Raw genomic sequence first — 14,167 nt, 5'->3', positions numbered from 1 at the left:
CCGGCCTGTGGAGAGGCGCCACCGCGTGGCGCCGACGGGGTAGATGCCCTGCATGACCTTCCTGCGACCGGGGCTGCACGTCGTCCGTCGCGACGACCGCCACCTGCAGGTCGGGGTCGACCCGCCGTGGCGGGTGGTGGTGCCGGACCACCCCGGCGTACGCCGGCTGCTCGGTGAGCTGGCCGCGGGCGTCGCCCCCGAGCCGGCCGGCGAGGCGGAGCACCGGACGCTGCTGGCGCTGGGCCGGGCGGGGATGCTCGTCGAGCGGGCCCGGCCGGCACGGCGGACCGTGACGGTCCAGGCCGACGACGAGATCGGCGACGAGGTCGCCCGGGCGCTCCACGCGTCCGGCTGCGAGCTCGGGGACGGCTCGGTGGCCCTGCTCGCGGCCGCCGGCGAGATCGCCCGCACCGACGCCGACGCGCACGTCCGGGACGGTCGTGCGCACCTCGTCCTCGCGGCCGGCGTGGCCGGCTGGACGGTCGGGCCGTTCGTGGTGCCGGGCGCCAACGCCTGCCTGCGGTGCGTCGACGCGCACCGCGGCGAGGGCGATCCCCGGCGCGCGCTGGTGGTCGAGCAGCTGGCGGGGCTGCCCGCGGCGCCCGACGACCCCGCACTGGCGACGCTGGCGGCCGCCTGGGCGGTGCGTGACGTGCTCACCCACCTCGACGGCGGGCGGCCCTCCACGTGGTCCGCGACGGTCGAGCTCGGGTCCGACCTGCGCCCGCGCCGGCGTACCTGGTCGCGGCACCCGCACTGCGGTTGCTCCTGGGGCTAGCCGGGACTGCGCTCGATGCGCCCGGGCTCACCAGAACTCGGAGTCGAGCTTCCCCTCCATCGAGCGCAGGTGCGCGCGGGAGCACTCGTCGCAGTACGTCTTCCGGCGACCGTTCTCGACCGCGACCGTCCAGGACAGGGTCGTCGCGTCATCGGTCTCGGTGCGTCCGCAGAAGTCGCAGGTCGCCATGGCTCCAACCTAGCCCGGACGTGCAGGAGGGGCCGGTACGACGTCCTGTCGTACCGGCCCCTCCGTGTGACACCCGCGACCAGGTCAGTCCTGAGGTGTCGTCACAGCGCTCGGGCGAGGGCCAGTCGAGCCTGCTGGGCTGCCTGCTCGGCCTTGCGGCTGAGCCGGCGGGCGCGGACCATCTGGGCCCCACGCCGGAGCTGCTGCGCCTCTCCCAGGCGCGCGGACATTTGTGCGCGGGCCAGATTTTCGTGCATGAGATTCATGTCGTGCCGTCCGTTCGGGTTGAAGTTCGCGTTCATCGGTGGTGGTTGCTTTCTTGGTGTGTCCGGCGCGCTCAGAGCGACCGGGCGAGTGCGAGCCGGGCCTGCTGGGCGATCTCCTCGGCGCGGCGGCCGGATCGGAGCACTCGGGTCAGCTGGCGACCCGGTCGGCACTGCTGTGCCTCACCCAGGCGGGCGCTCACGTGAGCGCGGGCCAGGTTCTCGTGGCTGAGATTCATCTCGGTGTCCTTGACGTCGTTGTCGGAAGGGTGGTGGTGCTGGACGCTGCCGGTGCTGACTAGGCGGCGACTTCGTTCTTGCGGGGCCGGCCGCGGGGCCGCTTGCGCGGGATCACCACGCCCTGGAGGAAGAGCTGCCCTCCCCAGACGCCCCACGGCTCGCGGCGCTCGAGGGCACCGTCGAGGCAGAGGGACCGCACGGGGCACTCCTGGCAGAGGGCCTTCGCGGACTCCACGTCGACGGGCGACTCGGCGAACCACAGCTCGGGGTTGTTGACCCGGCAGGGCAGCAGCTCGTCGTCGACCTGGCTGGCCTGGTCGTGCAGCTGTCCCAGGCTGACCGCTTCGAACGACTCCGTCATCGGCAGCGCCCCATCGGTGCGGACGAGTTCACTGATGGTCATGTTTCACCTCCTTCTGACCTGATCGCGTTGGGTGGTGCGGTTCGTGGTCGAGATCCAGCTCTGTGAGAAACAGAAAGGCCGCGGATCCCGGTTCGGGTTCCGCGGCCTGGAGGCTGCCGATGCTGTTGGTTCTCAACAGGTCGGTGGTCTCCAGGCACTGGTCCCCGGGAAGTAGGACTGGGCAAGGCCCATGTCTCCCTTGGTGGCGCCCGTCGTGACGGCGATGCCGGCGCGCTCGCGCACGACGACCGTCGCCGCAGCGGTGCAGACATCCGTGCTCACGCCGAAGGCGTGGCCGCCGGAAATGGGCATGCCGAAGCCGGACGGGGTCTGAGCCGTCATCCAGAGCTTGGTGCTGTTCACGAGGCCACCTCCTTCGGTTCTTCGGGCGCCGATCCTGCCAAAGATCGTGGTGCGCGTCTGATTGCTTGTCCGGAAACCTATCGTCAGGTGCGTGTAATGGGCAAACGATTTAGTGGGTATTTCCCCATTTTTTTCGCTTTGTTCCGGTGCAGGCGCTCAGCCGACCACCGACAGCACGTCCTCGCCGTACCGCTCGAGCTTGGACCGGCCGATACCGCTGATCCGCAGCAGCGCCTCGGGGGTGCGCGGCTTCTGCTCGGCGATCAGCTGGAGGGTGGCGTCGGTGAAGACGACGAACGCCGGCACGCTCTCCTCGCCCGCCCGCTCCTTGCGCCAGTCGCGGAGCCGTTCGAACAGCTCCTCGTCGTACGACGCCGGGCAGTCCGCGCAACGGCCGCGCTTCTTCTCGGCACCGGTGGCGAGCGGCCGGCCACACTCGCGGCAGCTCGCGACCTTGCGGTGCCGCGGCTGGTCGGTGCGGGCGCGTACCTCGTCGGGCAGCAGCGGGTCGAGGAACCGGGACGGCTTGCGGGACGCGCGGCCACCGGGGTTGCGCGACAGCGCCCACGACAGATGCAGGTCGAGGCGGGCGCGGGTCATGCCGACGTAGAGGAGCCGGCGCTCCTCCTCGATCGCGAGGGGGGTGTCGGCGTAGGTGATCGGGAGCGTGCCGTCCTGGAGGCCGCAGAGGAAGACGGCATCCCACTCCAGGCCCTTGGCGGCGTGGAACGTCGCGAGCGTGACGCCGTCGGCGACCGGGGCGTGCTGCTCGGCGGCCCGGCGGTCGAGGTCGTCGACGAACGCGTTCAGCTCCGCGTCGGGGTGGCTGGTCGCGAACTCCGCGGCCTGGTCGACCAGCGCCTGCCAGGACTCCCAGCGGTCGCGGGTCTGGCCGCGGGCGGTGGGGGCGTCCGGCGTCCAGCCCATGCCGGCCAGTGTCGCGCGGACCACGTCGACCCAGTCGTCGGCGGTCGCGGACTCGCCCGACCGGGCCGACCCGCGCAGTCGGGTCACCGCCTCCCGGACCTCCGGGCGCTCGAAGAACCGGGCGGCGCCGCGGACGACGTACGGCAGGCCGCGCGCGGCGAGCGCCTCCTCGAACGCCTCCGACTGGGCGTTGATCCGGAACAGGATCGCCACCTCGCCGAGGGACCGGCCGGCGTCGCGCATCCGCAGCACCTGCGCCGCAACTGCCTCCGCCTCGGCGACCTCGTCGGGGCGGGGGGTGTAGCTGACCGACGGGCCGGACGGCCGCTGCGCGCGCAGCTCGACGCCCTGGCTGGGCGAGCCCGCGAGCAGGGTGTTCGCGGCGTCGACGACCTCGGGGGTGGACCGGTAGTTGCGGACCAGCTCGACCGAGGTGGTGCCGGCGTACTTCTGCGGGAAGTCGCGGAGGTACGCCGCGTTGGCGCCCGCGAAGGAGTAGATCGTCTGGGCGGGATCGCCGACGACGCAGAGCTCGTCGCGACCGCCCAGCCAGAGGTCGAGCAGGGCGGACTGGAGCGGCGAGACGTCCTGGAACTCGTCGACGACGAACCACTTGTACTGGCGGCGTACCTGGGCGGCGACGCGCTCGTCCTCGGCCAGCAGGCCCGCGGTCAGCAGCAGCACGTCCTCCATGTCCATCCGGCCCTGGCCGCGCTTGACCTCCTCGTAGGAGCCGAAGACGTGCGCGACCGTCTCGGGAGGCTGCCCGGACACGCTGCGGCCGCGCTCGGCGGCGATCCGGGCGTAGTCGTCGGGGTGGACGTTGCTGACCTTGGCCCACTCGATCTCGGAGGCCAGGTCGCGCAGCAGCGCCTGGTCGGCGTGCAGCCGCTGCCGGCGGACGGCGGTGGCGAGCAGTCCGATCTTGGACTCGATCAGCGTGGGCAGCTCGGTGCCCTGCACGTGCGGCCAGAAGTACCGCAGCTGGCGGAGCGCAGCCGAGTGGAACGTGCGGGCCTGGACGCCGGAGGCGCCGAGCACCCGCAGCCGGCCGCGCATCTCGCCGGCGGCACGCGTGGTGAACGTGACCGCGAGGACCTCGGTGGGCGCGTAGACGCCCGTCGCGACGCCGTACGCGATCCGGTGCGTGATCGCCCGGGTCTTGCCCGTGCCGGCTCCCGCGAGCACCCGGACCGGCCCCCGCAGCGCCTCCGCGACCCGCCGCTGCTCGGGGTCCAGCGCGGCGAGCAGGTCGTCGGGCGAGGGCATGCGGGGGAACAACTCCTCGGGCTCGATGGTTGGATCCGGTGGACAGATCCACACCCTAGACGTCGGAGGCGACAGTCCCAGATGAGCAGTTCCTTCACGATGTACACGACCCCTTGGTGCGGCTACTGCCACCGCCTGAAGAGCCAGCTCGACCGTGAGGGCATCGCCTACGACATCGTCGACATCGAGCAGGTGCCGAGCGCCGCGGAGATCGTGGAGTCGGCCAACAACGGCAACCAGACCGTCCCCACGCTGGTGTTCACCGACGGCACCGCGCAGACCAACCCGTCGCTCGCGCAGGTCAAGGACAAGCTCGCCGCGCTGGCCAGCTGACGGTTGACGGCTGAAGCGGGCGGGTTTCTCCGGCTGACCGGAGAAACCCGACGACACGCCGAGGCGGGTACGGCGTGTCGGGCGGGTTTCCCCGGCTGACCGGAGAAACCCGACGATTCGGGTACGGCGTGTCGGGGGTGGGCAGCGGGACGCGCTCCGGGTGGAGCGGTCACCACTGGCCTGGCAGCGGCCCGCCGTACCAGTGCTCGACGAGCGAGCGGCTGATCGAGACGCCGCCCGGGAGCACCAGGGTGCCCGCCTCGGCGAGCGCCTTCATCTCCGCGCGGGTGAACCAGCGCGCGTCCTCGATCTCGCGCCGGTCGACGGTCACGTCGGTGGTGTCGGCGTGCGCGACGAAGCCGAGCATCAGGCTGGCCGGGAGCGGCCACGGCTGGTTGCCGAAGTACTCGACCTCGCCGACCGTGACACCGACCTCCTCGCGAACTTCGCGGCGTACGGCGTCCTCGAGGGTCTCCCCCGGCTCGCAGAAGCCCGCCAGCGTGGAGTAGCGGCCGTCGGGCCAGACCGCCTGGCGGCCCAGCAGGCAGCGCTCGTCCTCGGAGCCGGGTTCGCCCGAGATGACGACCATGATCACCGCCGGGTCGGTGCGCGGGAACTGCGTGTGGCCGTTCGCGCACACCAGCTCGTGGCCGGCCGCGCGGGGCTCGAGCGGCTCGCCGCAGCGGGGGCAGTACCGGGTGACGAAGAGCCACTCCGCCAGGCCGAGGGCGTGGAAGACCAGCGGCGCCCCGGCCACCGCGTCGTCGGCCAGGCGCGGCAGCAGTCCGCGCAGCGGCGTCCACTCCCCCTCCTCGGCGGTTTTAGAGCCCTCGGTGTCGACCACCACCGCGAACCAGGCCCGGCCGTCGTGCTCGCCGAGCAGCACCCGCAGCCCGTCCGGCGCGTCCGCCGGCGAGATCCAGTCGATGTGCCCGTCCCGGGGGCGGATCCGGGTGCCGGACACGACGAGCACCCGGGTGTCGGGGTCGGCCCACCTGGCCGCGAGCCACTCGTCGTCCGCGCGGTGCTCGGCGATCCGGTCATGGGGGTTCGCGGCCAGCCGTTCGTGCGGATAGGTCACTCCTCCGACCCTAGCCCTAGGCTTCCTGCCCGTGATCTCACCCCAGTCGACCACTCGCTTCGCTCGCGCTCTCGCGGGGACCCCGGAATGAGCACCCACATCGGCGCCCGGGCCGGCGACATCGCACCCCTCGTCCTGATGCCCGGGGACCCGCTGCGCGCGAAGTGGATCGCCGAGACGTTCCTCGAGGACGCGCGGCTCTACACCGAGGTGCGCGGCATGTACGGCTTCACCGGCACCTGGCAGGGCCACCCCGTCTCCGTGCAGGGCTCGGGCATGGGGCAGCCGTCGCTGGCGATCTACGTCAACGAGCTGTTCCGCGAGTACGACGTGCAGTCGATCATCCGGGTCGGCTCCTGCGGCGGGATGTCACCGAAGGTGGCGATCCGCGACGTCGTCATCGCCTCCGGCGCCTGCACCGACTCCTCGATGAACCGGATCGCGTTCGAGGGCCTCGACTACGCACCGGTCGCCGACTTCTCGCTGCTGCAGGCGGCGTACTCCGCCGCAGCCGGCCGGTCCGGCGTGCACGTCGGCCTGATCTACAGCAGCGACTCGTTCTACCCCGCGCGGCCCGAGCTGTCGGCGCGGATGGTCCAGTACGGCGTGCTCGCCGTCGAGATGGAGGCCAGCGCGCTGTACACACTGGCCGCGAAGCACGCCCGCCGGGCGCTCGCCATCTGCACGGTCTCGGACCACCTGGACACCGGCGAGGAGACCACGTCGCACGAGCGGGAGCAGACGTTCGGCGACATGGTCGAGATCGCGCTCGCGGCGGGGACGGCTACCGCCTGACACCGGGTCGTCCGCCTGAGGGCGGCGTATTGGCGCGCGAGAGGCGGACGACCCGAAATACGGGGGGCTCCGGGAGCGTTGCACCGGGCGTGGAGATCCTCGACGCGGTGGTCATCGGAGCCGGCCAGGCCGGGCTGTCGGCGTCGTACCACCTGAAGCGGCGCGGCATCTCGCACGTCGTGCTCGACGCGGCCGACGCACCGGGTGGCGCGTGGCAGCACCGCTGGGACTCGCTGACCATGCGCGACGTGCACGGCATCGCGGCGCTCCCGGACTCGGCGTCGCCGGCGGACGAGGCCGGCCGGGCGAACGTCGTCGTGCCGGGTTACTTCGGCGGCTACGAGCGCGAGCACGACCTGCCCGTCGTCCGTCCGGTGCGGGTGGACCGGGTGACGAGCGAGGGCGACCTCCTGGTCGTGCGCGCGGGCGACCGCAGCTGGACGGCGCGGACGATCGTCAACGCGACCGGCACCTGGTCGCAGCCGCACCTGCCGTACTACCCCGGCATCGAGACGTTCCGCGGCGAGCACCTGCACACGCACCGCTACCCCGGTCCCGGCCACTTCCGCGCCAGGCGGGTGGTCGTCGTCGGCGGGGGTGCCTCGGCGGTCCAGCTGCTCGGCGAGATCGCGCCGGTCGCGGCGGACACGCTCTGGGTGACCCGGCGCGAGCCGGTGTGGCGCACCGACGACTTCACGCCCGAGGTCGGCCGGGCCGCCGTCGCGCTGGTCGAGGAGCGGGTACGCCGTGGTCTCCCGCCGGCCAGCGTGGTCAGTGTGACCGGGCTGGTCCTGCGCGAGCAGGAGCGCGCGGCCGAGCGGCTGGGTGCCTACGCGCGGCACCCGATGTTCACGGCGATCGAGCCGGACGGCGTACGCATGCCGGACGGGTCGCTGTGGGAGGCCGACGTGATCCTCTGGGCGACCGGGTTCCGCCCGGCGATCGCCCACCTGGCCCCCCTCCACCTGCGCTCCGAGCACGGCGGCATCCGTCTCGACGGCACGACCGCGGTGCAGGACCGGCGCGTGCAGCTGGTCGGGTACGGCCCGTCGGCCAGCACGATCGGCGCCAACCGCGCCGGCCGGGTCGCCGCCCGCGGTGTCGCCGCGTGGCTGGCTCAGATTGAGAGCAGCGCCTCGAGCGCCTGACGGCCCGGGAGGTCGCCGGGCTCGACGACCTGGCCCGTGCGGACGTAGTAGAACGCCGCGCGGACGTGCTCCAGCGGTACGCCGTGCAGCTCGGCCCACGCGAGCCGGTACAGCGCGAGCTGGAGCGGGTCGGCGGTGGCCGAGCGGTTGGTCTTCCAATCGACGACCAGGTAGCCGTCGCCCTCGGCGTAGACGGCGTCGATCCGTCCGCGGACGACCTGGCCGGCGAGGACCAGCGCGAACGGCGCCTCGACCTGGTGCGGGACGCGGGTCGCGAACGGCCCGGCCTCGAAGGTCGCGACGAGGTCCTTGAGGTCGGAGTCGTCGTCGATGCCGGCATCGGCCCGGCCGGGCAGGTCACCGTAGTCGAAGAGGTCCTGCTGGCCGAACCTGGCCTCGACCCAGGCGTGGAAACGGGTGCCGAACCGCGCCGCGCTCGAGGGCGGTCGCGGCATCGGCCGGGCGAGCTCGCGCGCGAACGTCTCGGGGTCGTCGCGGAGCCGGCTCAGCGCCGTGGCGGACAGGCTCGACGGGAGGGGTACGGCGAGGTCGGTGCCGCGGTCCCGGCGCGCCTCGGCGAGCAGCCGCTCGAGCTCGGCGTCCCACTCCGCGACCCGGGCGGCCTCGATCGTGTCCAGCCCGGCGTCCTCGGCCTCCGGGTCGGCCTCGCGCACCCGGCGCGCCGCCTCGATCCGGAGCGCCGCCTCGCGTCCGGTGCCGGTCGCCGGCCACGGCCGCGAGGGGTCGACGGCGTCGTACGGGTTCGGGTCGCCCTTCTGCGGCTTCTCGAGCCACTCCGCGGGCTCTCCCCAGGCGTCGAGCTGGTCGCGGACGACCTGCTGGTACGCCGACGGTCCGAACGGCGTCGCGCGCGGGCTCCAGAGGTACGACGACACGAACAGCCGGCGGGCGGCGCGGGTGAAGGCGACGTACCCGAGCCGGAGCTCCTCCTCGGCGTCGTGGTCGCGGGTGGTCGCGCGGTAGGCGTCGAGCGCGGCCTTGTCGTGGCCCTCGAGCTGCGGCAGGTCCCGCGCGTCGCCGCGCAGCGGGGCCGGGAGGATCGCGGGCGACGAGGTCCACAGCGTGCGGGACCGGTTCGACGGGAACCGCGTCTCGCACACGCCGACCAGGAACACGGAGTCCCACTCCAGCCCCTTGGAGCGGTGGACGGTCAGCAGCTTGACCGAGTCGGCCTCCGTGGGCGTCGCGACGTCCAGGCCGTTGCCCTGGTCGTCCTCGGCGGTGAGGTACGCGAGCAGGGCCGGCAGCGTGACGTCGCCGTCGACGGCCTGGAACTCCGCGACGGCCTTCACGAACAGGTCGAGGTTGTCGCGCCGCGCGGACGCCGCCGGGGACACCGCTGAGGCGAGCTCGACGTCGGTGCCGCTGGTGTCGATGATCCGCCGCACGATGTCGAGCAGCGGCTCGCCGACGTACGTCCGGAGCATCCGGAGCTCGGCGGCCAGCAGCGCGAACCGCTCGAGGGCCTCGGGCGAGTAGGGGTGCTCCCCCGGGTCGGCCAGGGCGTCGTCGAGCGCAGGGAGCTCGGCCGGGTCGATGCCGTCGGCGATCTCGAGGAGGCTGTCGGTGACCGACGCCGCCGAGGCGGACCGGCGCTGGCGGCCGGCGATCTCGTGGGCCCGCTGGCTGAGCAGCCGCAGGTCGCGCGGCCCGATCGCCCAGCGCGGGCCGGTCAGCAGCGTCAGGAGCGAGGCGTTGGCGGTGACGTCGTGCAGCAGGTGCAGGGTCGCGACGATCTCGGCGACCTCGGGCAGCCGGAGCAGGCCGGACAGGCCGACGATCTCGACCGGGACGCCGGCGCCGGTGAGCGCGTCGAAGACGTCCTCGGCGTGGCTGTTGTCGCGGGTCAGGACGCCGATCTTCGCCCAGCCCCCCGGATCCGGCAGCGCCTCGTGGGCGTCCCGGACCGCCGAGACCAGCCAGTCGAGCTCGTCGGCGTGCGTCGGGAACACCCTGGTCGTCACCGAGCCCTGCTCGGCCTCGGGCTTCGCGACCAGCGGCTCGACCTGGCCGTACTTGTCGTGGAGCGGCGCGGCCAGCCGGTTCGCGACCTCGAGGATGCGGGCGTCGGAGCGGCGGTTGACCGTGAGCGGGTAGGTCGGGACCGCGCCGCTCGCGGCGGGGAACGTGTCGGCGAAGTTGAGGATGTTCGACACCGAGGCGCCGCGCCAGCCGTAGATCGCCTGGTTGGGGTCCCCGACCGCGGTGACCGGGTGCCCCCCGGAGAACAGCCGGGACAGCATCACGGCCTGGGCGACGGAGGTGTCCTGGTACTCGTCGAGGAGCACCACCTTGAAGCGCGACCGCTCCAGCTCCCCGACGTCGGGCTGCTCCTCGGCCAGCCGGGCGCCGAGCTCGATCTGGTCGGAGAAGTCCATCAGCCCGAGGTCGGCCTTGAGCCGCCGGTACGCCGCCACCAGGTCGAGCAGCTCGGTCCGCCGGTCGATCGCGAAGATCGCCTTCTCCATCGCCTCGCGGTAGGTGACGCGGTTCTTGCCCGCCACCTCCTCGGCGAGCGCCCGGTCGAAGCCTGCCCTGGCCTGCGCGTCCAGCGCCCGGACGGCGTCCGGCCCGGCGAGGTGCTCGCTCATCGCGCTGTCGAGGGCGAGGAGGTTCTGGATCACCGTCGCCGGGTGGTCCGAGAGGTGCCGGACGTCGCCGGTGAACCGGTCGATCGCGCGGGCGCCGAGCTGGTAGCGCGCCGCGTCGGTGATGACGCGGGTGTCCGGCTCGTGGCCGATCCGGAGGCCGTGGTCGGTGAGCAGGCCGGCGGCGTAGGCGTTGTACGTCGCGACCGTCGGCTCCAGCACGTCGCCGGACCCGTCCTCGGCGTCCTCGGGCTCCTCGAGCGCGCCGGCGTCGCGGAGCGAGTCGCGGATCCGGCGGCGCAGCTCGCTGGCGGCCTTGGTCGTGAACGTCAGACCGAGCACCTCCTCGGGCCGGACCTGCCCGGTGACCACGAGGTAGACGACGCGGGCGGCCATCAGCGTGGTCTTGCCCGAGCCCGCACCGGCGATCACGACGGCCGGCGAGAGCGGCGCCGAGATGGCCGCCCACTGCTGGTCGCTGGGGGCGTACGGCGTGCGCATCACCTCGGCCAGCGCCTCCGGGCTGTCGATCCTCACTGGTCGGTCACCGACCCGGCGCTCTTGATCGGGCAGATCGGCACGAAGGTGCAGTCGCGGCAGTGCTGCCCGGCTACCGCCGGGAACGACTCGGCGCGCAGCAGGCCCGCGGCGTGCCGGAGCCGCAGGCGCAGCGCGTCGCGCTCGGCACCGTCCTCGGGCTGCACGGCCTGGGCCTGGACGACCGCGGTCTCGCCGCCGTCAATGAGGCCGAGCTGGACCAGCTCGGCGCCGCCGGCGCGGGCACCGGGCGCCTGCTCGGCGACGGCGCCGTGGTCGACGGCGTACTGGTAGAGACCGAGCTGGACGTGGCTCTCGACGGCCTTGTTGCTCGGCTTGGAGCGTCCTGACTTGAGGTCGACCACCACGACGTGGCCGTCGGCATCGAGCTCGAGGCGGTCGGCGTACCCGCTGATCGTGACGCGCTCACCGTCGTCGAGCGCGACGACGGTCGTGAACTTCGCCTCGGTGCCGATCAGCTCGCGCGGGTTGGCGAGGTGCCACTGCAGGAACCGGCCGACCGCCGCGCGCACCCGCTCGTGCTCGCGGAGCTTCGACCACGGGGTGCGGAAGTCGAGCCGGTCCCAGACCTGGTCGACGTGCTCCATCAGGACGTCGACCGACGGCTCGAGCTCGCCGGTCGCGACCCGCTGGGCGAGCTCGTGGAGGATCTCGCCGAGGTTCGCGGACTGGTGGGCGCGGGCGATGCCACCCGCCTCGCGCTCGAGGAACCACTGCGTCGGGCAGAGGGCGACCGACTCGAGCAGCGTCGCCGAGACCGGCACCGGCTGGTCGGGGTCGCGGACCGGTTGCGCCGAGCGGGTGGCCGACCGGGTGCCCCACCAGGTCGACGGGTCGGCGATGCGGACCTCGGGCGCGAGCCGGGCCAGCCGGCGGGCCGCGGCCTCGCGCAGCGGCTCGGCGGTGGCGGGGTCGGCGAGGGTACGCCGGAGCTCCGCCACCAGCCCCGGCAGCGACAGGGGCCGTGGCGGCCGCCCCACGACCCGCTCGACCTTGACGCCGAGCTCGTCGAGGAAGCGGGACGGCTGCTCGCCGTCGTCCTCGCCCGAGGCCACCGCGGTGACGACCAGCCGCTGTCGCGCGCGCGTGCACGCGACGTAGAACAGTCGGCGCTCCTCCATCAGCAGCTCGCGCGACGACACCGGCGGCACCACGCCGTGCTCGCCGATCCGGTCGGCCTGCAGCAGCGTGGACCGGCGGCGGAGGTCGGGCCAGCCCTCCTGCTGGACGTGCGCGACCACGACCAGCCGCCACTCGAGGCCCTTCGCGCGGTGCGCGGTGAGCAGGCGGACGGCGGCGCCGCGCGCTCCGCGGTCGGCGAGCGTGTCGGCCGGGATCTGCTGCTGCACGAGGGTCGCCAGGAACGCGCGGACGCCGACGTGGTCGCGCTGCTCCTCGGACCGGGCCGCGACGTCGAACAGGGCACAGATGGAGTCGAGGTCGCGGTGCGCGCGGCGTGCGGCTCCCCCGCCGAGGTCGACGGAGCGGCGCAGCCGGGCCGGCCAGCTCGTGCGCGACCACAGCATCCACAGCAGCTCCTCCGCGGAGGCTCCACCGCGCATCTCCTCGCGCGCGTCGAGCAGCAGCTGCGTGAGCGCCCGGGCCCGCACCACCTCCGGACCGTCCAGCCCGTCGAGGAACCCCGGCTCGACGACGACCCGGCGCACCAGGTCGCGGGACGTGCGCGGGGTGCGGCCCTCGGCCTTGCTCTGCTCCTTCTCGCGCGTCCGGAGGCGGCGGGCGAGGCGGCGTACGTCGCCCGCGTCGAGCCCGCCGAGCGGGCCGAGCAGCAGGGCCTCCGTCCGGGCCGGGTCCAGGAAGTCGAGGTGGTCGACGTCCTCGTTGTCGAGGTTGACGACGGCGCGCAGCGCCTCCAGCAGCGGGAGCACGGCGGGGTCACGCACCAACGGGACCTCGTCGCTGGCCACCTCGACCGGCACACCGGCCGCGCCGAGCGCCCGGCGCAGCGGCGGGATCGAGGTGCGGCCGGAGCGGACCAGCACCGCCATCTCGTCCCAGGGGATGCCGTCCTCGAGGTGCGCGCGGCGCAACAGGTCCGCGAGGTGCTCGGCCTCGGCGCGTTCGGTGTCGAAGGTGCGCACCAGGACCCGGCCGTCGCCGTGGGGGTTCGGTGCGGCCTCGGGGGCGAGGAACGCGGTCCGCGCCTCCTCGGGGATGCTGCCGGCCAGCGCGAGCCGGCCGGCGACCCGCTGGGAGGCGACCAGCAGCCGGGGTCCGAACCGGCGGGTCGTCCGCAGCGCGACGACGTCGGCGGGCGCGCCGTCGGCGCGCGGGAACGCGGCCGGGAAGTCGAGGATGCCGCGGACCTCCGCACCGCGGAACCCGTAGATCGACTGGTGCGGGTCGCCGACGACGACCAGGTCGCGGCCGTCGCCCGCGAGCGCGCGCAGCAGCGCGACCTGGCCGGGGTCGGTGTCCTGGTACTCGTCGACGAACACGGCGCCGATCCGCGCCCGGAGCTCCTCGCGGTGTGCCTCGGCCTCGATCGTGGCGCGGCGGATCAGGTCGGCGTAGTCGGTCGCACCCTGGGAGTCGAGGTTGGTGAGGTACTGGTCGAGGAAGAGGCCGGCGGCCACGAGCTCCGGCAGCCGCTCGGCCTCGCCGAGCTCCCGGAGCGCGACCCCGTCAAGGCCCTTCTCGCGCGCGCGGGACAGGACGGCGTGCACCTCGCGCGCGAAGCCGCGGGTGCCGAGCGCCCGGGCCAGCGACTCCGGCCAGGTGACCGACTCGGGGTGGTCGGTGAGCAGCTCGCGCAGCACGACGTCCTGCTCGGGCGCGGACAGCAGCCGCAGCGGCGCCTCGTAGAGCTCGGCCGGCGAGTAGCGCCGGATCAGGGCGTAGGCGAACGAGTGGAACGTCGAGCTCAGCGTGGTCGACATGGTCCGGCCGAGCCGCGCGGTGACCCGGTCGCGGAGCTGCTCGGCGGCCTTGCGGGAGAACGTCAGCGCGAGCACCTCGTCGGGCTTCGCACCGCGGTTGTCGATGCGGTCGACGATCGCCTCGACCAGCGTCGTCGTCTTGCCGGTGCCCGGGCCCGCCAGCACCAGCAGCGGCCCGCCGGGGTGGTCGACGACGCGCCGCTGGTGCTCGTCGAGCTCGGGGGTCGCGACGACGTGCTCGGGACGCACCAAGTGGTACGTCGTCGGGGTGGCCGTCATGTGGCCATTCGACCACCTGGCGCCGACAAGGC

Annotated in this window: 13 protein-coding genes; 4 read left to right on the top strand and 9 right to left on the bottom strand. The window is 73.6% G+C overall.

The genetic code is table 11. The features are described from left to right. Window positions 1-52 precede the first annotated feature (52 nt). Window positions 53-778, top strand: coding sequence for a hypothetical protein (locus tag ACVW2K_RS10715; RefSeq protein WP_457202496.1), 726 nt, complete (start codon window positions 53-55; stop codon window positions 776-778). A gap of 27 nt (window positions 779-805) precedes the next feature. Here ACVW2K_RS10715 and ACVW2K_RS10710 read toward each other — a convergent pair whose 3' ends face one another. From ACVW2K_RS10710 to ACVW2K_RS10685, 6 genes are all read right to left on the bottom strand, one after another. Further along, a complete protein-coding gene (locus tag ACVW2K_RS10710; RefSeq protein ID WP_457202495.1) occupies window positions 806-967 on the bottom strand; it encodes a hypothetical protein in 162 nt (53 codons plus the stop codon). Window positions 968-1,068: 101 nt separating this feature from the next. Further along, window positions 1,069-1,269: a hypothetical protein gene (locus tag ACVW2K_RS10705; protein ID WP_457202494.1), complete on the bottom strand. Its 201-nt coding sequence runs from the start codon at window positions 1,267-1,269 to the stop codon at window positions 1,069-1,071. Between the two features lie 35 nt (window positions 1,270-1,304). Then, window positions 1,305-1,469 (bottom strand): hypothetical protein, encoded by a 165-nt coding sequence (locus ACVW2K_RS10700; RefSeq protein WP_457202493.1) that lies wholly within the window; start codon window positions 1,467-1,469, stop codon window positions 1,305-1,307. Between the two features lie 59 nt (window positions 1,470-1,528). Next, complete coding sequence (locus ACVW2K_RS10695; protein WP_457202492.1) at window positions 1,529-1,873, bottom strand: WhiB family transcriptional regulator; 345 nt, start codon at window positions 1,871-1,873, stop codon at window positions 1,529-1,531. 132 nt (window positions 1,874-2,005) lie between these two features. Further along, window positions 2,006-2,236, bottom strand: a complete 231-nt coding sequence (locus ACVW2K_RS10690) for a hypothetical protein (RefSeq protein WP_457202491.1) — start codon at window positions 2,234-2,236, stop codon at window positions 2,006-2,008. Between the two features lie 156 nt (window positions 2,237-2,392). Continuing rightward, on the bottom strand, window positions 2,393-4,432 hold the full coding sequence (locus ACVW2K_RS10685; protein WP_457202490.1) for an ATP-dependent DNA helicase UvrD2: 2,040 nt from the start codon (window positions 4,430-4,432) through the stop codon (window positions 2,393-2,395). Window positions 4,433-4,513: 81 nt separating this feature from the next. Here ACVW2K_RS10685 and ACVW2K_RS10680 point away from each other — a divergent pair, with 81 nt between their 5' ends. After that, window positions 4,514-4,765, top strand: a complete 252-nt coding sequence (locus tag ACVW2K_RS10680; protein ID WP_028637099.1) for a mycoredoxin — start codon at window positions 4,514-4,516, stop codon at window positions 4,763-4,765. 169 nt (window positions 4,766-4,934) lie between these two features. Here the strand turns inward: ACVW2K_RS10680 and nudC are convergent, their stop codons facing one another. Continuing rightward, a complete protein-coding gene (gene nudC, locus ACVW2K_RS10675) occupies window positions 4,935-5,846 on the bottom strand; it encodes an NAD(+) diphosphatase (RefSeq protein WP_457202489.1) in 912 nt (303 codons plus the stop codon). A gap of 87 nt (window positions 5,847-5,933) precedes the next feature. On the opposite strand from nudC, the gene deoD reads away from it, so the two are divergent. Together deoD and ACVW2K_RS10665 are read left to right on the top strand one after the other, a co-directional pair. Further along, on the top strand, window positions 5,934-6,641 hold the full coding sequence (gene deoD, locus ACVW2K_RS10670) for a purine-nucleoside phosphorylase (RefSeq protein WP_457202488.1): 708 nt from the start codon (window positions 5,934-5,936) through the stop codon (window positions 6,639-6,641). Window positions 6,642-6,730: 89 nt separating this feature from the next. After that, window positions 6,731-7,789 (top strand): FAD-dependent oxidoreductase, encoded by a 1,059-nt coding sequence (locus tag ACVW2K_RS10665; protein WP_457202487.1) that lies wholly within the window; start codon window positions 6,731-6,733, stop codon window positions 7,787-7,789. Here the strand turns inward: ACVW2K_RS10665 and ACVW2K_RS10660 are convergent. After that, window positions 7,759-10,935 (bottom strand): UvrD-helicase domain-containing protein, encoded by a 3,177-nt coding sequence (locus ACVW2K_RS10660; protein WP_457202486.1) that lies wholly within the window; start codon window positions 10,933-10,935, stop codon window positions 7,759-7,761. The two genes, ACVW2K_RS10665 and ACVW2K_RS10660, sit on opposite strands and share 31 nt — an antisense overlap. Then, entirely contained in the window at window positions 10,932-14,135 is a 3,204-nt protein-coding gene (locus ACVW2K_RS10655; RefSeq protein ID WP_457202485.1) for an ATP-dependent helicase, read from the bottom strand. The genes ACVW2K_RS10660 and ACVW2K_RS10655 overlap by 4 nt, the downstream gene beginning before the upstream one ends. Window positions 14,136-14,167: the final 32 nt, after the last annotated feature.

Source organism: Nocardioides sp. HB32 (assembly GCF_054058995.1).
The sequence above is the reverse complement of the archived record's forward strand: the minus strand, read 5'-3'. Positions and strand labels throughout refer to the sequence as shown.